The 22,543-nt window shown below is 65.1% G+C and carries 14 protein-coding genes, 2 tRNA genes and 4 pseudogenes; 17 read left to right on the forward strand and 3 right to left on the reverse strand.

Going from position 1 to position 22,543, the window contains the following annotated elements:
* Positions 1 to 20: 20 nt before the first annotated feature.
* On the reverse strand, positions 21 to 1,325 hold the full coding sequence (hpnE, locus tag K2L43_RS06160) for a hydroxysqualene dehydroxylase HpnE (RefSeq protein WP_220638713.1): 1,305 nt from the start codon (positions 1,323 to 1,325) through the stop codon (positions 21 to 23).
* Positions 1,322 to 2,161 (reverse strand): presqualene diphosphate synthase HpnD, encoded by an 840-nt coding sequence (gene hpnD / locus K2L43_RS06165; RefSeq protein ID WP_011804634.1) that lies wholly within the window; start codon positions 2,159 to 2,161, stop codon positions 1,322 to 1,324. The genes hpnE and hpnD overlap by 4 nt, the downstream gene beginning before the upstream one ends.
* A gap of 147 nt (positions 2,162 to 2,308) precedes the next feature.
* On the opposite strand from hpnD, the gene K2L43_RS06170 reads away from it, so the two are divergent.
* Positions 2,309 to 3,199: a UDP-2,3-diacylglucosamine diphosphatase gene (locus K2L43_RS06170; protein ID WP_015912818.1), complete on the forward strand. Its 891-nt coding sequence runs from the start codon at positions 2,309 to 2,311 to the stop codon at positions 3,197 to 3,199.
* A gap of 5 nt (positions 3,200 to 3,204) precedes the next feature.
* Positions 3,205 to 4,371 (forward strand): glycosyltransferase, encoded by a 1,167-nt coding sequence (locus K2L43_RS06175; protein ID WP_220638714.1) that lies wholly within the window; start codon positions 3,205 to 3,207, stop codon positions 4,369 to 4,371.
* An 84-nt stretch (positions 4,372 to 4,455) separates the two neighbouring features.
* Here the strand turns inward: K2L43_RS06175 and hpnC are convergent, their stop codons facing one another.
* Positions 4,456 to 5,346 carry a squalene synthase HpnC gene (gene hpnC, locus K2L43_RS06180; protein WP_220638715.1) on the reverse strand — a complete coding sequence of 297 codons (891 nt, stop codon included), beginning with the start codon at positions 5,344 to 5,346 and terminating at the stop codon, positions 4,456 to 4,458.
* An 87-nt stretch (positions 5,347 to 5,433) separates the two neighbouring features.
* Between hpnC and K2L43_RS06185 the strand changes: the two genes are divergently transcribed.
* From K2L43_RS06185 to K2L43_RS06255, 15 genes and pseudogenes are all read left to right on the forward strand, one after another.
* Positions 5,434 to 6,687, forward strand: coding sequence for an efflux RND transporter periplasmic adaptor subunit (locus K2L43_RS06185; RefSeq protein WP_220638716.1), 1,254 nt, complete (start codon positions 5,434 to 5,436; stop codon positions 6,685 to 6,687).
* Positions 6,688 to 6,698: 11 nt separating this feature from the next.
* Positions 6,699 to 9,848 carry an efflux RND transporter permease subunit gene (locus K2L43_RS06190; protein WP_220638717.1) on the forward strand — a complete coding sequence of 1,050 codons (3,150 nt, stop codon included), beginning with the start codon at positions 6,699 to 6,701 and terminating at the stop codon, positions 9,846 to 9,848.
* An 89-nt stretch (positions 9,849 to 9,937) separates the two neighbouring features.
* Positions 9,938 to 10,024: transfer RNA gene (locus K2L43_RS06195), tRNA-Leu, on the forward strand.
* A gap of 78 nt (positions 10,025 to 10,102) precedes the next feature.
* The gene (tig, locus tag K2L43_RS06200; RefSeq protein ID WP_047351258.1) at positions 10,103 to 11,413 is read left to right on the forward strand and encodes a trigger factor; all 1,311 of its coding nucleotides are present in this window, start codon (positions 10,103 to 10,105) and stop codon (positions 11,411 to 11,413) included.
* A 123-nt stretch (positions 11,414 to 11,536) separates the two neighbouring features.
* Positions 11,537 to 12,145, forward strand: coding sequence for an ATP-dependent Clp endopeptidase proteolytic subunit ClpP (gene clpP, locus K2L43_RS06205; RefSeq protein WP_015912823.1), 609 nt, complete (start codon positions 11,537 to 11,539; stop codon positions 12,143 to 12,145).
* A 97-nt stretch (positions 12,146 to 12,242) separates the two neighbouring features.
* Positions 12,243 to 13,508, forward strand: coding sequence for an ATP-dependent Clp protease ATP-binding subunit ClpX (gene clpX, locus K2L43_RS06210; protein WP_011804642.1), 1,266 nt, complete (start codon positions 12,243 to 12,245; stop codon positions 13,506 to 13,508).
* A gap of 139 nt (positions 13,509 to 13,647) precedes the next feature.
* Complete coding sequence (lon, locus tag K2L43_RS06215; RefSeq protein ID WP_220638718.1) at positions 13,648 to 16,068, forward strand: endopeptidase La; 2,421 nt, start codon at positions 13,648 to 13,650, stop codon at positions 16,066 to 16,068.
* 97 nt (positions 16,069 to 16,165) lie between these two features.
* A tRNA-Gly gene (locus K2L43_RS06220) sits at positions 16,166 to 16,241 on the forward strand.
* A gap of 227 nt (positions 16,242 to 16,468) precedes the next feature.
* A pseudogene (locus K2L43_RS06225) lies at positions 16,469 to 16,876 on the forward strand (Arm DNA-binding domain-containing protein); the annotation flags it as partial.
* Positions 16,877 to 16,929: 53 nt separating this feature from the next.
* Positions 16,930 to 17,268, forward strand: coding sequence for a transposase (locus K2L43_RS06230; protein ID WP_015912731.1), 339 nt, complete (start codon positions 16,930 to 16,932; stop codon positions 17,266 to 17,268).
* On the forward strand, positions 17,265 to 17,597 hold the full coding sequence (gene tnpB, locus K2L43_RS06235; protein WP_015912732.1) for an IS66 family insertion sequence element accessory protein TnpB: 333 nt from the start codon (positions 17,265 to 17,267) through the stop codon (positions 17,595 to 17,597). The genes K2L43_RS06230 and tnpB overlap by 4 nt, the downstream gene beginning before the upstream one ends.
* Positions 17,598 to 17,677: 80 nt before the next feature.
* Complete coding sequence (locus K2L43_RS06240; RefSeq protein WP_015913892.1) at positions 17,678 to 19,231, forward strand: IS66 family transposase; 1,554 nt, start codon at positions 17,678 to 17,680, stop codon at positions 19,229 to 19,231.
* Between the two features lie 31 nt (positions 19,232 to 19,262).
* Positions 19,263 to 19,550: pseudogene (locus K2L43_RS06245) on the forward strand (integrase); the annotation flags it as partial.
* A gap of 103 nt (positions 19,551 to 19,653) precedes the next feature.
* Positions 19,654 to 21,106 (forward strand): annotated as a pseudogene (locus K2L43_RS06250) (IS5 family transposase).
* A gap of 119 nt (positions 21,107 to 21,225) precedes the next feature.
* A pseudogene (locus K2L43_RS06255) lies at positions 21,226 to 22,539 on the forward strand (tyrosine-type recombinase/integrase); the annotation flags it as partial.
* Between the last annotated feature and the right edge of the window lie 4 nt (positions 22,540 to 22,543).

The raw sequence follows: 22,543 nt of genomic DNA on the forward strand, positions 1-22,543 counted from the left end.
TAGCGCTTGGTGGATAAGCGCTAGAGGCTGTTTTGGCCTAAATCCTGCGCGGCTGCCGCGCCGTGCAGTACCGCGCCCTCCAGCGTGGCGGGGTAGGGCCCTGCCACGTAGTCGCCGCAGGCCTGCAGTCCGGGCGCAATCACGCGCGGCGGGCGCGCCAGGGCGGGCGTGCAGGCAAAGGTGGCGCGCTTTTCCACCACCGTCTGCACCGCGCGCAGGCCGGGCAGGGCCAGGTCCTCGGCCGCCTGGGCCAGCACCTCGCGCTCCAGCGCGGTGCGCTCGCCCTCGAAGGCGCTGACCACGAACGCCAACAGCCCGGCCGGGCCGCCCAGCAGCGCGCGGTCGAAGACGAACTGCGCGGGCCGTTGTGCGCGCGCGCGCAGCGCCAGCATGGGGCGGGGCAGCAGCGGGGTGCGCGCTCCCGGCAGTTCGGCATACACGGTGGCGATGGCGCCAAAGCGCAGTGCCTGCGCACCGGCGGCCCAGGTCTGCAGGGCGGGGCGCTCGGCTGCGGGCACGGCGGCTTCGGCCACCAGGCGGGCGGACTCGGTGCTGCTGGTGGCCAGCAGCACGGCGTCGAACGCGCAGCCGTCCACGCGCCAGCCGGCCTCGTCGCGTGCGAGTGCCTGCACGCGTTGGCCGCGGTGCACCGCGTGGCCGCGCTGCTGCAGCCAGTGCGCCGCGGGCTCGGGGAACAGCGCGCCCAGGTCGGTGCGCGGCAGCAGCAGGTGGGAGCCGCCCCGGCCGGCGAACAGGCTGTCGTGCAGCACACGCAGGAACACCTGGCCGCAGGAATCTTGCACGGACGTGTTCAACGCCGACACGCACAGCGGCGCTATGAACTCGTCCACCAGCCGCTGCGGCAGGCCTGCGCACAAGTCCGACACGCTGGTGCCCGGTGCACACCGGAACCCCGCCAGCCGCCAGCGTGCGGCGCGCGCCAGCAGGGCCGCACGCTCGCGCAGGCTCCAGCCGCGTGCGCGGGCGATGCCGGCCAGCGCATCCCAGGGCGGCGGGGCATCGGGCAGGGCCAGGCCGCTGCCGTCGGGGAACACCAGCGCCAGGGGCAGGCGCAGCAGGGCGGAGTCGGGCGTGACGCCCACGGCGCGCATCAGGCGCAGGCATTCGGCATAGGCGCCGATGAGGATGTGCTGGCCGTTGTCCAGCACCAGGGGCGAGCCGTCCGCGCGCTGGGCGGCCACGGCGCGCGCGCGCCCGCCCAGGGTGCGGCTGGCCTCGAACACGCTGACCGCGTGGCCCGCCTGGACCGCATGCACGGCCGCGGCCATGCCGGCCCAGCCGGCGCCGACGATGGCAACCTTCACATCATCCCCAGCGCCTGCACCTTCCAGGCCAGCCAGAACTTGCGCAGCGGCGTGAGGCTGGTGCGCTGGTGCAGTACCTGGAAGTTGTCGGCCTCGATCTCGCGCAGCAGCGTGCGGTAGATGCTGGCCATCATCAGGCCGGGCTTCTGCGCGCGCCGATCCACGTCGGGCAGCAGCGCCAGTGCCTGGTCGTAGAAGAGGTGCGCGCGCTCGGCCTGAAAGCGCATCAGCGTGGTGAAACGCTCGGAGTACTCGCGTTTGGTGATCTCGTGCGCCTTCACATCGAACTGCTGCAGCTCGGAAATGGGCAGGTAGATGCGCCCACGCATGGCGTCCTCGCCCACGTCGCGGATGATGTTGGTGAGCTGGAACGCCAGGCCCAGCTTGTGCGCGTACTGCGTGGTGCGCTCATCTTGCTGGCCGAAGATGCGCGCCGCCACCTCGCCCACCACGCCGGCCACCAGGTGGCAGTAGCGCGCCAGGCCCGCGAAGTCCAGGTAGCGCGTCTGCTCCAGGTCCATCTGGCAGCCCTCGATCACGGCCAGCAGGTGGCGCTGTTCGATGCCGTAGGCGGCCGCATGCGGCATCAGCGCCTGCATCACCGGGTGGCTGGGTTGCCCGGCAAAGGCCTTGGCCACCTCGCCCTGCCACCAGGCCAGCTTGGCCTGGGCCACGCTGGCTTCGGAGACTTCGTCCACCACGTCGTCCACCTCGCGGCAAAAGGCGTAGAAGGCCGTGATGGCCGTACGCCGCTCGCGCGGCAGGAAGAGGAAGGCGTAGTAGAAGCTGCTGCCGGAGGCGGCGGCCTTTTGCTGGACGTACTGTTCAGGACTCATGGGGGCGTGATTCTCCCATGGCCCTGGGCGGGGCTCGCGGGGGAAACATGCGGGGCGCAGGGCCTGAGCGCTGCGCCGCCGCAACGTCACTGGCCAGACGTGGAAATGTCATGCCGCTGTCGTGGCGCCGGCCCACCATGCCTGTTCATGATGCGCGACGATGCCTTCCTGAACGCCTGGAAATCCTCCGCGGCCCGGCCGCCGGACGACCCGGCGGATGATGCATGCGACCCGGCGCGCCCCCCGCTGCGCTACCGCACGCTCTGGATCTCCGATCTGCACCTGGGCACGCCCGGCTGCCAGGCGCAGGCGCTGCTGGACTTTCTCAAGCACACCGAGTGCGAGACGCTGTTTCTGGTGGGTGACATCATCGACGGCTGGCAACTGCGCCGCCAGTGGTACTGGCCGCAGGCGCACAACGACGTGGTGCAGAAGCTGTTGCGCAAGGCCCGCAAGGGCACGCGCGTGATCTTCATCCCCGGCAACCATGACGAGTTTGCGCGCCGTTATGTGCAGCTCAACTTCGGCGGTGTTGCCGTCGCCGAGGACTGGGTGCACGAGACGGCCGACGGCCGCGCGCTGTGGGTGATCCATGGCGACCTGTTCGACGGTGTGATCCAGTGCGCCAAGTGGCTGGCCCATGTGGGCGACTCGCTCTACGAATTCACGCTCAAGCTCAACCGGCACCTGAACACCCTGCGCGCGCGCCTGGGGCTGCCGTACTGGTCGCTGTCCAAATATCTCAAGCTCAAGGTCAAGCGCGCCGTGAGCTACGTGGGCGACTTCGAGAACGCGGTGGCGCGCGAAGCGCGCAAGCGCGGCCTGCACGGCGTGGTGTGCGGGCACATCCACCATGCGGAGCTGCGAGACATCGACGGCATCCTGTATGCCAACGATGGCGACTGGGTGGAAAGCCTCAGCGCGCTGGCCGAGCACGCCGATGGGCGCCTGGAGATCCTGCACTGGGCGCAGCACATGCCCGTGCAGCGCAAGAGCGGCGCACAACTACCGCAACCCATTCCTGTCACTACGGATTGAAGTCCATGGCGCCTGAAGCTGCCCCGTTGGTCGAGCTGATCTATTTCAATGCCGGGGGCGGACACCGCACCTCCGCGCTGGCGCTGGAAGCGGCCATCGCCCGCGCCGGGCTGCCGTGGCAGGTGTGCCGCACCAATCTCTTCGAGGTGCTGGACCCGAACGCGCGTTTTCGCCAGTGGACGGGCATGGAACCGGAAGACGTCTACAACAAGCGCCTGGCCCGGGGCTGGACGCTGGGGCTGACGCACGAGTTGCGCCTGCTGCAGGGCATGATCCGCTGGAACCACCAGCGGCTCATGCAGTCGCTGCGCCGGCACTGGGCGGCACGCCGGCCGGCGATGGTGGTGTCGCTGGTGCCCAACTTCAACCGCGCCATGGCGGACGCGCTGGAGCAGGCCCTGCCAGGCGTGCCCTACGTCACGGTGATGACCGATCTGGCCGATTGCCCGCCCAGCTTCTGGATGGAGCCGCAAACCCAGCAGATCGTGGTCTGTGGCTCGCCTTATGCCGTGGACCAGGCGCGCGCTGCGGACCTTCCGCCCCACCGCATCTGGGAAACCTCGGGCATGGTGCTGAGTGCGCAGTTCCATGCGCCGGTGGACCAGGATCGTGCCGCCGAGCGGGCGCGGCTGGGGCTGGACGAGCGTCCCGTGGGGCTGGTGCTTTTCGGCTCCGAGGGTTCCAGGGAGATGGTGACGATAGCCCGCCGCTTGACGGACACCCCGCTGATCCTGGCGTGCGGGCGCAACGCGGCCCTGGCGCAGGATCTGCGCGCGCTGCGCCGCAACGCGCCTACCGTGGTGCTCGAATACACGCGCGAGATGGCGCGCGTCATGCAGCTGGCGGACTTCTTCATCGGCAAGCCGGGCAGCGGCAGCCTGAGCGAGGCGGTGCACATGGGGCTGCCGCCCATCGTCACGCGCAATGCGTGGACCATGCCGCAGGAGCGTTACTGCACGGAATGGGTGGGTGAGCAGGGCCTGGGACTGGTGTTGCCGAGCTTCCGGTCCATCGCATCGGGCGTGCAGGCCCTGCTGGCCGACCTGCCGCGCTACCAGGCCGCGACGCGGCGCATGCACAACCGTGCGGCGGCCGAAGTGCCGCAGGCGCTGGCGCAGATCCTGCGCCATGCGCAGGCCCGCGCCGAATGGGCCGGGCGCTGGGTGGCCTGAGGGTTGCACGCGCGCCGCGCGATGCGGTGATGGGGCCCCATTGACCCCCGCGTGCTCGCGCTGCTGCAGCCGGTGGGGCGGCCCTTACATGCGCGCGGCGCGCGCCAGCATGCGGGGCCAGTCGAGCGTGCCCAGCCGCGGCCGCGCGAGCAGGCTGGCGCCATCCAGCGCCTGCACCTTGTCCAGAATGCGCAGACCGCCCTGCACGACCAGGCGCAGCTCCCACCCCACACGGCCGGGCAGCCGGTGTACCAGGGGGCTGCCCTGGAGCATGAGAGCGCGGGCCCAGGCGGCGCAGTCCAGCACCAGTCGGTCGCTGGCGGCGGAGCGGCGCTGCGCCGCGAGGTCCGCGCGCGCCACGCCATGGGCGGCGCAGTCGGCATCGGTGAGGTAGTGGCGCCCGCGGGGCAGATCCACGCTCAGGTCCTGCCAGAAGTTGATGAGCTGCAGTGCGGTGCAGATGGCGTCGCTCTCGCGCAGTGCGTCCTGCCCGTGCACGCCGTACAGGTGCAGCAGCAGACGCCCCACGGGATTGGCCGAGCGGCGGCAATAGTCCAGCAGCGAGCCGCGGTCGGGGTAGGTGGCGCCGGCCTCTGTCAGGGTGACGTCCTGCATGAAGGCGTCCAGCAGGTCGTCCAGCAGCGGCACGGGCAGCTGGTGGCTGCGCAACACCGCCTGCAGCGGCCCAAACACGGCGGCCCAGCGCGTCTGGGGGGAGTGCCCGGCCGCCACGGATTGAAGCTCGGCGCGGTAGGCACGCAGGTCGGCCAGGCGCTCGTCGGCGGTGGCCGTGCCCTCGTCGGCAATGTCGTCGGCCGTGCGCGCAAACGCGTAGATCGCGGCGATCGGCGGACGCAGCCGTGGCGGGCACAGCAGCGAAGCCACGGGAAAGTTCTCGTAGTGCGTGACCGGCGGCGCCTCGGCGGGCGCGGTGCGCGGATCGCGCAGGGGGGCGGGGGACTCGGGATGCTTCACGCGGCCATTGTCGTGCTTGACAAGAGCGACCGGCCTCTCATAGATTACTAACCAGTCAGTCAGTAATTTGGCATGCCGGATGTTTCCATGACCCACCCTGTCGCACAGCGCGCCGCGGGCCTGCCGGGCCCGTCTTCATTGCAACCCCGCCGCGGGGTTTTTTTGTGGCCGCCGCGTGGCGGCGTGGCGGGTGCTGCACTGGTGCTGGCAGTGGCTGCCTTGGCGCTGGCGGGATGTTCGCGCCGCGAGCCGGCGCCAGAGCCGGTGCGCGCGGTGAAACTGCTCACCGTCGGCGTGGCGCCCCTGCAGATGCACCTGGAATACGCGGGCGAAGTGCGCGCGCGCGTGGAATCGCGCCTGGGTTTTCGCGTGGCCGGCAAGATCGTGCAGCGCCAGGCCGAGCTGGGCCAGCGCGTGCAGACCGGCCAGGTGTTGGCGCAGCTGGATCCGCGCGACTATGAGCTGGCTGCGCAGGCCGCGCGCGCCCAGGTGGCGTCCGCCACCACGCAGCGTGATTTGGCCGCGGCGGATTTCGAGCGCTTTTCCAAGCTGCGCGCGCAGAACTTCATCAGCGGGGCGGAGCTGGACCGGCGCCAGGCTCAGCTGAAGGCCGCGCAGGCTTCGCTGGACCAGGCGCGCGCGCAGCTCGCTTCCCAGGGCAACCAGACCGAGTACACGCGCCTGGTGGCGGATGCGCCGGGGGTGGTGACGTCGGTTGACGCCGAGCCCGGCCAGGTGGTGTCTGCGGGCACGCCGGTGGTGCGCATTGCACGCGACGGCCCGCGCGACGCGGTGTTCTCGGTGCCGGAGGACAAGGTGGGCCAGTTGCGCGCAGGGCAGGCCGTGCAGGTGCGCGCCTGGTCGGGCGACGCGCTGCTGCAGGGCCGGGTGCGCGAGGTGGCGGCCAGCGCCGATCCGGTGACGCGCACCTTCCTCGTGAAAGTGGCGGTGGAGGGCGCGGACGTGCCGCCGCTGGGCGCCACCGTGTATGTGGCGCCGCAGGTGCTGGCGCGGAGCGGCGTGCAGGCGATCAAGCTGCCCACCAGCGCCCTGCGCCAGGAGGGCGGCCAGACGGTGGTGTGGGTCTATGAGGCCAAGGACGGCAGTGCCACCGGCACCGTGCGCCTGCAGCCGGTGCAGATCGCCACGGCCGACGGCAACGAGGCCGTGATCGCCGCCGGCCTCACCCCCGGCATGCGGGTGGTGGCCACGGGCGTGCATGTGCTGGCGCCGGGACAGGTGGTGACGGTGTACAAGCCAAAAACGGCTCCAACGCCCGAAGGACAAGCGCTATCAGCTATTAATAATGAAGCGCCAGCGGCCTCCGCTGCCGCTCGCTGAGGAGCCGCCCCATGCAGCAGACGCAGCCCAAGCAGGGCTTTAACCTGTCGCGCTGGGCGCTGGAACATGCCGCGCTCACGCGCTACCTGATGGTGGTGCTGATGGTGCTGGGCATCGCCGCGTACTTTCAGCTGGGGCAGGACGAAGACCCGCCCTTCACCTTCCGCGCCATGGTGGTGCGCACCTACTGGCCCGGCGCCACGGCGCAGCAGGTGGCCGAGCAGGTGACGGACAAGATCGAGCGCACCCTGCAGGAGGTGCCCTACGCCGACAAGATCCGCAGCTACAGCAAGCCGGGCGAGTCGCAGATCATCTTCGAGCTCAAGGATTCGTCCAAGCCGGCGGAGGTGGCCAACATCTGGTACCAGGTGCGCAAAAAGGTGGGTGACATGCGCTACCAGTTGCCGGGCAATATCCAGGGGCCGTTCTTCAACGACGAGTTCGGCGACGTGTACGGCGTGATCTACGCCCTGCAGGGTGAGGGCTTCAGCTATGCCGAGCTGAAGGACTTCGCCGACGACGTGCGCCAGCAGCTGCTGCGCGTGAAGGATGTGGCCAAGGTCGAGCAGTTCGGCGTGCAGGACGAGCGCGTCTGGGTCGAGGTCTCGCAAAAGCGTCTGGCGCAGCTGGGGCTGGACTTCAACGCGGTGTTGCAGCAGCTGGGTGCGCAGAATGCGGTGGAGAGCGCGGGCGCGATCCAGTCGCCGCAGGATGTGGTGCAGGTGCGCGTGGGCGGGCAGTTCACCAGCGTGGAGCAGCTGCGCGACATGCCGATCCGCGGCGGCTCTGGAGCCCAGCTGCGCCTGGGCGACATCGCCGAGGTGCGAAGGGGCTATGTCGATCCGCCGGGGGTGAAGGTGCGCTTCCAGGGGCACGAGGTCATCGGCCTGGGCATCTCCATGGCCAAGGGTGGCGACATCATCCGGCTGGGCAAGGCGCTGCGCGCTGCAGCGGCCGACATCCAGGCGCGGCTGCCGGCCGGCGTGCAATTGCACCAGGTGCAGGATCAGCCAGCGGCCGTGGCCGATTCGGTGGGCGAGTTCATCAAGGTGCTGATCGAGGCCGTGGTGATCGTGCTGGCCGTGAGCTTCATTTCGCTGGGGCTGCACAAGGGCGGGCGTTTTGGCTGGCACGTGGACTACCGGCCGGGCCTGGTGGTGGCGATCACCATCCCGCTGGTGCTGGCCGTGACCTTCCTGGCCATGCACTATTTGGGAATAGGGCTGCACAAGGTGTCGCTGGGGTCGCTCATCATCGCGCTGGGGCTGCTGGTGGACGACGCCATCATTGCCGTGGAGATGATGGTGCGCAAGATGGAGGAGGGCTACGACAAGGTGCGCGCGGCCACGTTTGCGTATGCCGTGACGGCCAAGCCCATGCTCACCGGCACGCTCATCACGGCTGCGGGTTTCTTGCCCATCGGCATCGCCAAGTCGGTCACGGGCGAATACACCTTCGCGATCTTCGCGGTGACGGTGATTTCGCTGGTGCTGTCGTGGATCGTGTCGGTCTATTTCGTGCCCTACCTGGGCACGCTGCTGCTAAAGGTGAAGCCGCATGCGCCCGACGCGCCGCCGCCCGAGGTGTTCGACACGCCTTTCTACCACCGCTTCCGGCACATGGTGGACTGGTGCGTGGCGCACCGGTGGATCACCATCGGCGCCACCATCGGCATCTTCGCGCTGGGGCTGGTGGGCATGGGGCGCGTGCAGCAGCAGTTCTTCCCCGACTCCAGCCGGCCGGAAATCATGGTGGACCTGTGGTTCCCCGAGGGCACCTCCTTCGCAGCCAACGAGGCCGTGGTGCGCCGTGTAGAGCAGCGGCTGATGGAGCAGGAAGGCGTGGCCAGCGTGGCCGCGTGGGTGGGTTCGGGCGCCCCGCGTTTTTACCTGCCGCTGGACCAGGTGTTCCCCCAGCCCAACGTATCGCAGTTCATCGTGCTGGCCAAGAGCCTGCCCGAGCGCGAGTCGCTGCGCCTGCGCCTGCCCCGGTTGTTGGCCGAGGAGGTCCCCGAGGCACGCGGCCGCGTGAAGCTGCTGCCCAACGGCCCGCCCGTGCCCTACCCGGTGCAGTTCCGCGTGGTGGGCAGCGACCCGGCCGTGCTGCGCGAGCGCGCCGACGAGGTGAAGGCGCTGATGCGCGGCAACGCCAACCTGATCGGCGTGAACGACAACTGGAACGAGTCGGTCAAGGTGGTTCGCCTGGAGGTGGACCAGGACAAGGCGCGCGCGCTGGGAGTGACCAGCCAGTCCATCGCCCAGGCTTCGCGCATCATGTTCAGCGGCTCCACGGTGGGGCAGTACCGCGAGGGAGACAAGCTCATCGAGATCGTGCTGCGCCAGGCGCAGGACGAGCGCGAGGCGATCTCCGACATCGGCAACGCCTACCTGCCCACGGCTTCGGGCCGCTCCATTCCGCTCACGCAGATCGCCAGGCCCGTGTTCACCTGGGAGCCGGGGGTGATGTGGCGCTGGAACCGCAACTACGCCATCACCGTGCAGGGCGACCTGGTGGAGGGGCTGCAGGGCGCCACCGTCACGGCGCAACTGCTGCCCGAGCTGCGCGCGCTGGAGGCCCGCTGGCAGGAGGCCGGTGAGAACGGCGTGCGCATCGAGGTCGCGGGTGCGGTGGAGGAGAGCAGCAAGGGCTCGGCCTCCATCGTGGCGGGCGTGCCCGTCATGCTGTTCATCGTGTTCACGCTGCTGATGCTGCAGCTGCACAGCTTCAGCCGCTCCGTGCTGGTGTTCCTCACCGGCCCGTTGGGGATTGCGGGAGTGGCGGCGGCGCTGCTGCTGCTGAACCGGCCCTTCGGCTTTGTGGCGCTGTTGGGGGTTATCGCTCTCATGGGCATGATCCAGCGCAATTCGGTGATCCTGATCGACCAGATCGAGCTCAACCGTGCGGCCGGCGTGCCGGCGTGGGACGCGATCGTGGCGGCGGCCGTGTGGCGCCTGCGGCCCATCGTGCTGACGGCGGCGGCGGCGGTGCTCGCCATGATCCCGCTGTCGCGCAGCGTGTTCTGGGGGCCTATGGCTGTGGCCATCATGGGTGGACTGGTCGTGGCCACGGTGCTCACGCTGCTGGCACTGCCCGCGATGTACGCCGCGTGGTTTCGTGTGCGGCGGCCCGATCCCGGAACGCCGATAACCGATTCCATTTAAAGGCGGGCCGCAACAGGGTAAAATCTGCCGTTTGACCTATTTCACCGGGGTGGCCTGCTGTGCCTGCCATCCGGGTGGCTTTCAGAACTGCGCGGGTGGCGAAATTGGTAGACGCACCAGGTTTAGGTCCTGACGCCAGCAATGGTGTGGGGGTTCGAGTCCCCCCCCGCGCACCAACGTGAGACTTTGGCGGAACGTGGTGCAGGCTTGCACTGCAAGTCGGCACGGTCCGCATCCAGACACTAGGAACAACCATGGCCGTAACTGTTGAAACCCTTGAAAAGCTTGAGCGCAAGATCACGCTGAGCTTGCCCCTGACCACGATCCAGACCGAAGTGGACGCGCGCCTCAAGCGCCTGGCCCGTACGGTGAAGATGGATGGTTTCCGTCCCGGCAAGGTCCCTATGAGCGTAGTGGCTCAGCGTTACGGCTATTCGGTGCAATACGAAGTGCTGAACGACAAGGTGGGCGAGGCGTTTGCACAGGCCGCCAATGAAGCCAACCTGCGCGTGGCAGGCCAGCCCCGCATCACGGAGAAGGACGGCGCGCCTGAAGGCGAAGTGACTTTCGAGGCCGTGTTCGAGGTGTTCCCCGAGGTCAAGATCGGCGATCTGTCCACCGCGGAAGTCGAGAAGCTCTCCGCCGAAGTGACCGACAGCGCCATCGACAAGACCTTGGACATCCTGCGCAAGCAGCGCCGTACCTTTGCACAGCGTGCCCTGGCCGCTGCTGCAGAAGACGGCGATCGCGTGACGGTGGATTTCGAGGGCAAGATCGACGGCGAGCCCTTCCAGGGCGGCAAGGCCGAGGACTTCCAGTTCCTGGTGGGCGAGGGCCAGATGCTCAAGGAATTCGAAGACGCAGTGCGCGGCATGAAGTCGGGCGAGAGCAAGACCTTCCCCCTGGCCTTCCCCGAGGACTACCACGGCAAGGACGTGGCTGGCAAGACGGCCGACTTCATGGTGACCGTCAAGAAGATCGAAGCGGCCCACCTGCCCGAGGTGAATGAGCAACTGGCCAAGTCGCTCGGCATTGCCGACGGCACGGTGGAAGGCTTGCGCGCCGACATCAAGAAGAACCTGGAGCGCGAAGTCAAATTCCGCCTGCTGGCCCGCAACAAGCAAGCCGTGATGGACGCTCTGGTGTCCAAAGCGGAACTGGATCTGCCCAAAGCCAGCGTGCAGGCTGAAATTGCCCGCCTGCTGGAAGCTGCACGCGCTGACCTCAAGCAGCGCGGCATCAAGGACGCCGACAAGGCCGAAATCCCCGAGGACGTGTTCCGCCCTCAGGCCGAGCGCCGCGTGCGCCTGGGCCTGGTGGTCGCCGAACTCGTGCGTGCCAATAACCTGCAGGCCAAGCCGGAGCAGTTGAAGGCCCACGTGGACGAGCTGGCTGCCAGCTACGAGAAGCCTGAGGACGTGGTGCGCTGGTACTTCAGCGACCGCAATCGCCTGGCTGAGGTGGAAGCCGTGGTCATCGAGAACAATGTGACCGACTTCGTGCTGGGCCAGGCCAAGGTGAACGACAAGGCCGTGTCCTTCGATGAACTGATGGGCCAGGCCTGAGTAGCTGGCCCTTGCCCCGGGCTTTGACCCAGGGGTGAGGACGAAACCCGGCGGGGCTTGTGCTTTGCGGCACAAGCCCCAATTCATTTTCTGGGTACAGTATCCGCCTGACTGGAGAAACGTATGAGCGCATTGGAAACGCAAGCCCTGGGCATGATCCCCATGGTCATTGAGCAGTCCGGCCGCGGCGAGCGGTCCTACGACATTTATTCGCGCCTGTTGAAGGAGCGCGTGATCTTCCTGGTGGGTGAGGTCAATGACCAGACTGCCAACCTGGTGGTTGCGCAGCTGCTGTTCCTTGAGAGCGAGAACCCGGACAAGGATATTTCGTTCTACATCAACTCCCCGGGTGGCAGCGTGACGGCGGGCATGGCCATCTATGACACCATGCAGTTCATCAAGCCGGATGTGTCCACGCTGTGCTGCGGCTTTGCGGCGAGCATGGGGGCTTTCCTGCTGGCTGCAGGGGCCAAGGGCAAGCGCTATTCGCTGCCCAACTCCAAAATCATGATCCACCAGGTGCTGGGCGGTGCCCGCGGACAGGCGACGGATATCGAGATCCACGCCCGCGACATTCTGCGTACCAAGGATCAGATGAACCGCATCCTGGCGGAGCGCACGGGACAGCCCATCGAGAAGGTGAAGGCGGATACCGAGCGGGACTATTTCATGACCGCGGACGAAGCCAAGGATTACGGCATCGTGGACCAGGTCATTGCCAAGCGCCCCTGAGTTTTGGCCGGCGCGCGCGGCGTTTCCCCCTGTGGGAAACGCCGTTTTTATTTCGTTATCATCTTGACAACATCCCCAGTCATAAGGCATTGCCCCCATGGCCGAGAAAAAAGGCTCCTCCAGCGAAAAAACCCTTTACTGCTCTTTTTGCGGTAAAAGCCAGCATGAAGTAAAGAAGCTGATCGCCGGTCCGTCGGTCTTTATCTGCGACGAGTGCATTGACCTGTGCAACGAGATCATCCGTGATGAGCTGCCCACCGGCGATGCCGGACGCGAAGGCCGCGGAGATCTGCCTACGCCTGCGGAAATCAAGACCAACCTCGATCATTACGTGATTGGCCAGGAAAAGGCCAAACGTACGCTGGCCGTCGCCGTGTACAACCACTACAAGCGCCTGCGCCACAAGGACAAGGCCGGTAAGGACGAGGTGGAACTGTCCAAGAGCAACATCCTGTTGATCGGCCCTACGGGGTCGGGCAAGACGTTGCTGGCGCAGACCTTGGCGCGGCAGCTCGATGTGCCTTTCGTGATGGCTGACGCCACCACGCTGACGGAAGCCGGCTATGTTGGAGAGGACGTGGAGAACATCGTCCAGAAACTCCTGCAAAGCTGCAACTACGATGTGGAACGTGCCCAGCGGGGCATTGTCTACATCGACGAAATCGACAAAATTTCGCGCAAATCCGACAACCCCAGTATTACGCGGGATGTCTCAGGTGAAGGTGTGCAGCAAGCGCTGCTCAAGCTCATCGAGGGGACCATGGCGAGCGTGCCTCCACAAGGTGGACGCAAGCATCCCAATCAGGATTTTCTGCAGATCGATACCACCAACATTCTGTTCATTTGTGGTGGTGCGTTTGCTGGGCTGGAAAAGGTCATTGAGAACCGTACTGAAGCTTCCGGTATTGGCTTTGGCGCGGCAGTGCGTAGCAAGAAGCAGCGTTCTTTGACCGAGGTGTTTCAGGATATCGAGCCTGAGGACCTCATCAAATTCGGCCTGATTCCAGAGTTGGTGGGTCGCATGCCCGTGGTCACAGCCCTGGCCGAACTGAGCGAGGACGCGCTGGTGCAAATCCTCACCGAGCCCAAAAACGCCTTGGTCAAGCAGTACAGCAAGTTGCTGGCGATGGAAGGCGTTGAGCTGGAAATTCGTCCCGCTGCGTTGAAGTCCATCGCGCGAAAAGCCATCGCACGCAAGACGGGTGCCCGCGGCTTGCGCTCCATTCTTGAGCAAGCGTTGATTGGCACCATGTTTGACTTGCCCAACGTCTCCAACGTGGAAAAGGTGGTGGTGGACGAGGCCACCATCGAAGAGAACAAGGCCCCTTTGCTGGTTTATCGCGAGGCCGCCAAGACCGCCTGAAAGCCGTGTGTCGCCGGGAGTCGCGCGCGTTAGTGATGCGCCCGGCGAGCCATGTTGCTAACACCTGGGTGCAGATGCTGCCGGGTTGAAAAATGTGGTCCATGGACCATATTCCATGGAACTACTAGAGGATTGCCCCATGTCCGGACACACACCCCTGCCCGATACGCCCCTGGATCTACCACTGTTGCCTTTGCGCGATGTGGTGGTCTTTCCTCACATGGTGATTCCCCTGTTTGTGGGGCGTCCCAAGAGCATCAAGGCGCTGGAAGCCGCCATGGATGCCGATCGACGAATCATGCTGGTTGCGCAAAAAGCAGCCGCCAAGGATGAACCGCAGGTTTCGGATATGTTCGAAGTCGGTTGCATATCCACCATCCTGCAGATGCTGAAGCTTCCCGATGGCACGGTGAAGGTGCTGGTGGAGGGGCAGCAGCGCGCCCACGTTCGCATGGTGCATGAATCGGACGTTCACTTCACGGCGACGGTTGAGCCCATGCAGGCATCCGCTGAGGACGCCGCTTCGAGTGAAATTGAAGCGCTACGCCGGGCGGTAATGCAGCAGTTTGATCAGTACGTCAAACTGAACAAGAAGATTCCCCCTGAGATTCTGACTTCCATTTCGGCCATCGACGATCCGGGGCGGCTGGCTGACACCATTGCCGCGCACTTGCCGCTCAAGCTGGAGAACAAGCAGGTTGTTCTCGACTTGGCAGGCGTCAAGCAGCGTCTGGAGAATCTGTTCGAGCAGTTGGACCGCGAAGTGGATATCCTCAATGTGGATAAGCGCATTCGCGGTCGCGTGAAGCGCCAGATGGAGAAAAACCAGCGGGACTTCTATCTCAACGAACAGGTCAAGGCGATCCAGAAGGAACTGGGCGAAGGCGAAGAAGGCGCGGATCTTGAGGAGATCGAGAAAAAGATCAAGGCCGCGCGCATGCCGGTCGAAGCGCGCAAGAAGGCGGAAGGCGAGCTGAAAAAGCTCAAGCTCATGTCTCCTATGTCTGCCGAAGCCACTGTGGTTCGCAACTACATTGATGTGCTCACGGGACTGCCCTGGAGCAAGAAGTCCAAGGTCAAGCACGATCTTGCCCATGCAGAGGCTGTGTTAAACGAGGACCACTATGGCCTGGAAAAGGTGAAAGACCGGATCCTGGAATATCTCGCCGTGCAGCAGCGGGTGGACAAGGTGAAGGCGCCCATCCTGTGCTTGGTCGGCCCACCGGGTGTGGGCAAGACTTCGCTCGGGCAGTCCATTGCAAAGGCAACGGGGCGCAAGTACGTGCGTATGGCGCTGGGGGGGATGCGTGACGAAGCAGAGATCCGGGGTCACCGTCGTACCTACATTGGGGCGATGCCAGGCAAGGTATTGCAGAGCCTGAGCAAGGTGGGGGCGCGCAATCCGTTGTTCCTGCTCGATGAAATTGACAAACTAGGCATGGACTTTCGAGGTGACCCCTCGAGCGCGTTATTGGAAGTCCTCGATCCTGAGCAGAACCACAAGTTCGGCGACCACTATGTGGAGGTCGACTTCGACCTTTCCGATGTCATGTTTGTCGCGACTTCGAACTCGATGAACATCCCGCCGGCGCTACTTGATCGCATGGAGGTGATACGTCTTTCCGGATATACCGAGGACGAAAAAACCAACATTGCCATCAAGTATTTGCTCCCCAAGCAGATGCAAAACAACGGTGTGAAAGATGCCGAGTTGCAGGTCACGGAATCCGCCGTACGAGACATCGTGCGCTACTACACGCGTGAAGCGGGCGTCCGCTCCCTAGAGCGCGAACTCTCCAAAATCTGCCGAAAAGTGGTCAAGGCAATCCAGCTCAAGAAGCTGACGGCTCCCGTGGAGGTGTCGGCGGACAACTTGCCTGAATACTTGGGAGTGCGCAAGTACACCTATGGTCGCGCGGAACAGCAGAACCAAGTGGGACAAGTGGTTGGCCTGGCATGGACCGAAGTCGGCGGGGATCTGCTCACGATCGAGGTCGCGACCATGCCCGGCAAAGGCAACATCCTTCGCACAGGATCGCTGGGCGATGTCATGAAGGAGTCGGTCGAAGCGGCCCGCACGGTAGTGCGTAGCCGTGCGCGCTTACTTGGTATTCGCGATGAGGCGTTCGAGAAGCGAGATCTTCATATCCACGTGCCCGATGGTGCGACCCCTAAAGATGGTCCTAGCGCCGGCATTGCGATGACGACGGCGATCGTTTCTGCGCTGACCGGAATACCGGTCCGCGCAGATGTTGCGATGACGGGGGAGATCACATTGCGCGGAGAGGTCACAGCAATTGGTGGGCTCAAGGAGAAACTTTTGGCGGCATTGCGTGGAGGGATCAAGACGGTGTTGATTCCTGAAGAAAACGTAAAAGACCTCCAGGAAATTCCAGACAACGTCAAGATGGGGCTGGAGATCATTGCTGTGAAGTGGATCGACAAGGTTCTGGAGATAGCACTCGAGCGCAAGCCTGTTGCATTGGCAGAGGACGACAGTGCCCAAACCGTGGCGGTGCCTGCCTCCGCCGATGTGTCACGGGGCTCCGTGAAACATTGATGGAAAAAACTTTGCACTATTCTTGGAGCCCGCGAAAAGTACTCTATAATTTCACTTGTCGACGCTAAACATGCTACAGTGTGAGGCTTAGATAAATGCGGGAATAGCTCAGTTGGTAGAGCGCAACCTTGCCAAGGTTGAGGTCGTCGGTTCGAGACCGATTTCCCGCTCCAATTTATGATCTACAGACTTCCACTGACGTCTGTAAGTCATTGAAAAGAGGAGCTTCGGCTCCTTTTTTCATTCCAGCGAAAGCCACGGAAGTCCACTGACAGCCACCATTTTTGAGGCCAAAAACAAGGCCAAAGAATGCGGGTCGTGCCGGTTCCGGGTTGTTGCTGGGGTTGGATCGGGATGACAAGCAGCATCGGGCCTAAGTCCAAGACTTAGGAGCTTGATGATGACACTCTCTGATCTGACCGTGCGGCAAGCCAAGGCCGCCGAGAAAACCTACAGCATCCCCGACACCGATGGCCTCGGCCTGGTGGTCGCCCGCACCGGCGGCAAGTCGTGGCATTTGCGCTATTACTGGCTCGGCAAGCAAAAGCGCATCTCCCTGGGGAACTACCCCGAGATCGGTTTGCGCGAAGCGCGCACCTTGCGCGACGAAGCCCGGGCGCTTCTGGCAAAGGGCGTCAACCCCCATACCGATCGGAAACAGAAGCGACACGCGGTCAAGCTTGCGGCCGACTACACCTTCAAGGCCGTCTTCGATGCGTGGGTCGAGCATCGCCGCAAGGAAATCAAGGAGGGCAGGAACAGCACGCTGTCGCAGATCCGTAAGCGCACGGTCATCCCACCCTTGAGGGCGGCGGCGTAAGCGGCAACGATGGTGTCCACCAAACCAGATAGGTGGACACCATGACCGAAGCCCAGAACAAGACCCGTCGGCGCCACAGCGCCGAGCTCAAGCAGCAGATCCTGGCCGAGTGCGCCCAGCCCGGTGCATCGGTGGCCAGCGTGGCGCTCTCGCACGGCATCAACGCCAACGTCGTGCACAAATGGCGCCGACTGGCCCATGCCCCCAGCACAGATATGCAAGTTCCCACCTTCGTGCCGGTGACGCTGCCTGCGCCCAGCTGTGCGCCGGCCCCAGACATCCGCATCGAGTTGCGCCGTGGCGCTACCAGCATCTCGCTGACCTGGCCGGTCTGCGCGGCCGAGCACTGCGCGGCCTGGATGCGGGACCTGCTCAAGTGATCCGCATCGACGCCCTGTGGCTGGCTACCGAGCCGCTGGACATGCGTGCCGGCACAGACACCGCGCTGGCCCGTGTGGTGGCCGTCTTCGGTGCTGCGCGTCCGCATCACGCCTACCTGTTTGCCAACCGGAGAGCCAGCCGCATGAAGGTGTTGGTGCACGACGGCATTGGGGTGTGGCTGGCGGCGCGGCGCCTGAACAGCGGCAAGTTCGTCTGGCCGCGTGACGGTGCGTTGACCACCACGCTCAGCCGCTCGCAGTTCGACGCTCTGGTGCTCGGGTTGCCTTGGCAGCGCCTGGGCGATGGTGGCCTCATCACCGTGCTCTGAATCTGATCGCTGACATGCGGCCTGCCAATCGGTGCATGTGCCAATGGCGTGGCGTTACCGGCGCTGGCACAGTCATGCCCATGGTCGTAGAGCCGCAATCCCTGGATAGTCTGAGTCCCGAGCAATTGCGCTCGGCGCTGCTGTCCATGCTGCAAGCCGCTGCTGCCAAGGACCAGGAGCTTGCCTTCAAGCAGACCCTCATCGACAAGCTCACGCACGAGAACGCGCTCTTGAAGCGCATGAAGTTCGCCGCCCAATCAGAGCGCTTCAGCCCTGAGCAGAAGAGCCTGCTCGACGACGAGATCGAAGCGGACCTGGCGGCCGTGGCCAGCGAGATCGACGCGCTGGCGCAGACGCAAGCACCGGCCACCCCCGAGAAGAGACAGGCCAAGCGGATGCCCTTGCCGGCGCACCTGCCACGCCGCGAGATCCGCCACGAACCCACGTCCACCACGTGCGCGTGTGGCTGCCAGATGAAACGCGTGGGCGAGGACGTGGCCGAGAAGCTGGACTATGTGCCCGGCGTCTTCAGTGTCGAGCGCCACATCCGCGGCAAGTGGGCCTGCGCCCGGTGCGAGACCATTCAACAAGCGCCGGTCGAGGCGCACGTCATCGACAAAGGTATCCCCACCACCGGCCTGCTGGCCCAGGTGCTGGTGGGCAAGTACGCCGATCACCTGCCGCTGTACCGGCAGGAGGCGATCTTCGGCCGCGCTGGCCTGGCCATCCCTCGCTCGACCCTGGCGCAGTGGGTGGGCACCTGCGGGGTGCGGCTGCAGCCGCTGGTCGATGCCCTGAAGACCGAGATCCTCAGCCACCGGGTGCTACACGCCGATGAGACGCCGGTGGCCATGCTCAAGCCCGGCGATGGCAAGACGCACCGCGCCTACCTCTGGGCCTATGCGCCGGGGGCCTTCGAGAGCATCAAGGCTGTGGTCTACGACTTCTGCGAATCCCGCTCGGGCGAACACGCCCGGCGCTTCCTGGGCCACGGCACCGACAAGGCCTGGAAGGGCTGCCTGACCTGCGACGACTTCAGCGGCTACAAGGCCTTGATCGCCAGCGGCGTGACCGAGGTGGGCTGTCTGGCCCATGCCCGGCGCAAGTTCTTCGACCTGCACGCGGCCAACCAGAGCCAGATCGCCGAGTTCGCCCTGCAGCAGTTCGCCCGGGTCTATGAGATCGAGCGGGACGTCAAAGAGCTGGACACCGAGCAACGGCAAGCCGTTCGGCAGCAGCAGACCCGGCCGATCCTGGACGCTCTTAACGAGTGGATGACGCTGCAACGGCGCCAGGTGCCCGACGGATCAGCAACCGCCAAGGCGCTGGACTACAGCCTGCGGCGCTGGGATGCGCTGACCCGATTCGTGGATGACGGACAACTGCCGGTCGACAACAACTGGATCGAGAACCAGATCCGGCCCATTGCCATCGGTCGTAACAACTGGCTGTTTGCCGGCAGCCTGCGTGCGGGCCAGCGAGCGGCCGCCGTCATGAGCCTGATCCAGTCGGCCCGTATGAACGGGCACGACCCGTATGCCTACCTCAAGGACGTGCTCACGCGACTGCCCACGCACAAGGCCAGCCGCATCGTCGAGCTCCTGCCACACCGCTGGAAACCCGCCGACGCCTGATCACCGGCCTCGGTAGGCCTGGGTTTGCCGGACGCTTACGCAGATCCTGCGGATCTTCAACAAGGACGTGCTGCCTAGCCTCAAGCAGATGTCGATCTACGACATTCGCCGGCCCCAACTCCTGGGCGTCCTGGCGAGGATCGAGGAGCGCAAGGCGTTCACCACTGCCGAGAAGGTCCGCACCTGGCTGGGGCAGTTGTTCCGCTATGCCCTCGTCATCGTGGAGGGGCTGGAAGCCAATCCGGCCTCCGACCTGGACGTGGTGGCCGAGCCCAAGCCCCCGGTGAACCACAACCCCTACCTGGTCGCCCCTGATTTATTCGTAAGCCATTGATTTTGCTGGATATTTTCTTCATTCCGGCGTATAATTTCTCCCGTTCTGATAGCGCATCCGCCTTGATTTCTGGGAGTTTCGTGCCGTGATGTTCACCTGCCCCGCCACCGACGATTTCTTCCGCTCGCGCATCGACCAGATGATCGATCTGCGCCATCCGCTGGCGGTGCTGTCTTCGCGCATGCCCTGGCAGGAGATCGAGGCGCGGGTGGCCCACCTGCTGGTGCGCAAGGCCCACGCCGGGCAGGCCATGCCCGATCTGGATTTGTTCGGCGAGAAGCCCCAGCGCCAGGCTGCGGCCAGCAAGGCCGGGCGCCCGCGCGTGGCGCTGCGCATCATGGTCTCGCTGCTGTACCTCAAGCACGCGTTCAACGAATCCGATGAGGGCGTGGTGGCCCGCTGGGCCGACACCCCGCGCTGGCAGTTCTTCTCGGGCTGCGCGTACTACGAAGACCGCCAGCCCTGCGACGCCACCACCCTGGTCAAGTTCCGTCAGTTGCTGGGCGAAGAAGGCGTGGAAGAGCTGCTGGCGCAGACCATCAACGTGGCCGTTGAACTCAAGCTGATCAAGCCGCAGGAGCTCTCTCGCGTGATCGTGGACAGCACGGTGCAGCACAAGGCGATTGCGCACCCCACCGACAGCCGCCTGCTGGAGACAGCCAGGGTCAAGCTGGTCGAAGCAGCCAAGGGTGCCGGCATCGACTTGAAGCAGACCTTTGCCAAGGAAGGCAAGGAGCTGGGCCGCAAGGCCGGGCGCTATGCCCACGCGCGCCAGTTCAAGCGCATGCGCCGCGCCATCAAGCGCCAGCGCACCATCGTCGGGCGGCTGCAGCGCGAGATCGAGAGGAAGATCGCCACTGGGGCCAGCGCCATCGGGCAAGCCGTGCGCCAAGCGCTCGCCCAGACATTGAGCAAGGCCGCGCGCATCGTGGCCCAGAGCGGCCAGCGCAAGGCGGTGGATGGACAGCCCAAGCTGTACGCCTGGCATGCCCCGGAGGTGGACTGCATCAGCAAAGGCAAGGCCAAGCAGCCCTACGAGTTCGGCGTGAAGGTGGGCATTGCCAGCACGCTCAAAGGCAACCTGATCGTGGGCGCCCGGGCCTTCCACGGCAACCCGTACGATGGTCACACCCTCACAGAGCAACTGGAGCAGGCCACGATCCTGATGCAGGACAGCGATGCAAAACCAGCGACAGCGTTCGTTGATCTGGGCTACCGGGGGGTGGATGCGGACAACCCGGATGTGCACATCGTGCACCGGGGCAAGGCCAAGCGGATCAGTGAGCAGGAAAGAAAGCTGCTCAGGCGGCGCCAGGCTATTGAACCCATCATCGGGCACCTCAAGGCCGATCACCGCATGGGTCGCTGCCACCTCAAGGGCGAACAGGGCGACCGCCTGCACGCGGTGCTGTGCGCGGCCGGCTACAACATCAAGTGGCTGCTGCGCATGATCGTCAAGAAGGGGGTGGCCTTCTTGCAGGTGGTTTTTTTGTGCCTGCTGCAAGCCAGCACACAGGAGCGTTCTTGGCTGGCCGCTGTGATGGGCATGCGCTCTTGGGCTGCTGATGCCCGATCAACCCTGTGCACAGCCCTGGCCAACCGGCTGACCTTGGGGGCTGGCAGGCTCTCCCAGGCTTGAAATGAATATTTCAGGGCCGACTACCTGCATCTTCCGGAGCTTCCCGAGTTCCTGCACAAGCTCAGGCTCTACAACCCTCGTGGTTGGCAGACCCAACTCGGCATCCGGCTGCTGTTCCTGACCGGCGTGCGTACCGGCGAGCTGCGGCTGGCGACCCCGGACCAGTTCGATCTCGACCGTGGCCTGTGGATCATCCCGCCGCAGATCGTCAAGCAACTCCAGGACGAGATGCGCAAGGCCGGCAAGCGCCCGCAGGACGTTCCGCCCTACATCGTGCCGTTGTCCGTGCAGGCCATCGAGATCGTGCGCTACCTGTTGGGTGTGATGAGGCCGGCTCAGGTCCATCTGCTCACGCACCGCAGCGAACTCAAGAAGCGCATCAGCGAGAACACCCTCAACGCGGCCTTGAAACGAATGGGCTACAAGGATCAACTGACCGGTCACGGCATCCGCGGAACCATCTCGACGGCGCTCAACGAGATCGGCTATCCCAAGATTTGGGTGGACGCGCAGCTTTCGCACTCGGACCCGAACAAGGTGAGTTCGGCCTACAACCACGCCAAGTATGTTGAGCCGCGCCGCCGGATGATGCAGGACTGGGCGGATCGTCTCGATCTGCTCGAACAGGGCCAAGTGGAAGCGGCCAGCGCGCATCTGACGATGCGTATCGACGGGGTGCCGGCGATGGCGGAAACTGAGGACGTGGTGGACGCGGTCCCCATGGTGGCCGAGCCCGCTTCCCCTGGCGTCCCGCCGATGGTGGCCACGCCCATCGTCGTGACCCCGAACAGTGGCGAGATCACGTTCCAGCGGCTGTCGCAGGTGCCGCCACCGCCGACGCATGCTCCGGAGCCGGAAGTCTCCGCAATCCAGCGGGAGCGCGAGGAAATGCTGGCCATGTACGAGTCGCCGAACAATCTGCCGGTGCCGCTGTTCGGCAAGCTGGCCGGAAAGTCCAAGGACCAGATCAACCGGGGGCTGAAAGCCGGCAAGCTACTGTCCATCAGCCTGGGCAATCGGGGGCAGCGGGTTCCCGACTGGCAACTGGTGCCGCTCAAGCACAAGCTGGCTCAGGTGCTCATGAATCAATGTCCGCGGGCGGACTCGTGGGATCTGTATCGCATGCTCACCCGGCCACATCCGGACCTGGGTGATCGTGCCGCCATCGACATCGTGACGCCAAGCAATCTGGGCATGGTCGTCCGGGTCATCGCGGCCACCCACCAGCAGACAGGTGCGTCTGAGGCTGGCTTGCCGCCGAGGCTCATCCCCGAGGACGTCCAGCAGAGCGTTCGTCGGCTGGTGGACAGCGCTGCGATGCTTGAGACGGCGTAATCCG

The organism is Diaphorobacter sp. MNS-0 (genome assembly GCF_019602835.1).
Taxonomy (GTDB): domain Bacteria; phylum Pseudomonadota; class Gammaproteobacteria; order Burkholderiales; family Burkholderiaceae_C; genus Diaphorobacter; species Diaphorobacter nitroreducens.

Bases quoted from the DNA above. Each gene is read 5' to 3' on its own strand.
- hpnD (WP_011804634.1), bottom strand. From the start codon at position 2,161: ATGAGTCCTGAACAGTACGTCCAGCAAAAGGCCGCCGCCTCCGGCAGC.
- K2L43_RS06170 (WP_015912818.1), top strand. From the start codon at position 2,309: ATGATGCGCGACGATGCCTTCCTGAACGCCTGGAAATCCTCCGCGGCC.
- K2L43_RS06175 (WP_220638714.1), top strand. From the start codon at position 3,205: ATGGCGCCTGAAGCTGCCCCGTTGGTCGAGCTGATCTATTTCAATGCC.
- K2L43_RS06185 (WP_220638716.1), top strand. From the start codon at position 5,434: ATGACCCACCCTGTCGCACAGCGCGCCGCGGGCCTGCCGGGCCCGTCT.
- K2L43_RS06190 (WP_220638717.1), top strand. From the start codon at position 6,699: ATGCAGCAGACGCAGCCCAAGCAGGGCTTTAACCTGTCGCGCTGGGCG.
- tig (WP_047351258.1), top strand. From the start codon at position 10,103: ATGGCCGTAACTGTTGAAACCCTTGAAAAGCTTGAGCGCAAGATCACG.
- clpP (WP_015912823.1), top strand. From the start codon at position 11,537: ATGAGCGCATTGGAAACGCAAGCCCTGGGCATGATCCCCATGGTCATT.
- clpX (WP_011804642.1), top strand. From the start codon at position 12,243: ATGGCCGAGAAAAAAGGCTCCTCCAGCGAAAAAACCCTTTACTGCTCT.
- lon (WP_220638718.1), top strand. From the start codon at position 13,648: ATGTCCGGACACACACCCCTGCCCGATACGCCCCTGGATCTACCACTG.
- K2L43_RS06230 (WP_015912731.1), top strand. From the start codon at position 16,930: ATGACCGAAGCCCAGAACAAGACCCGTCGGCGCCACAGCGCCGAGCTC.
- K2L43_RS06240 (WP_015913892.1), top strand. From the start codon at position 17,678: ATGGTCGTAGAGCCGCAATCCCTGGATAGTCTGAGTCCCGAGCAATTG.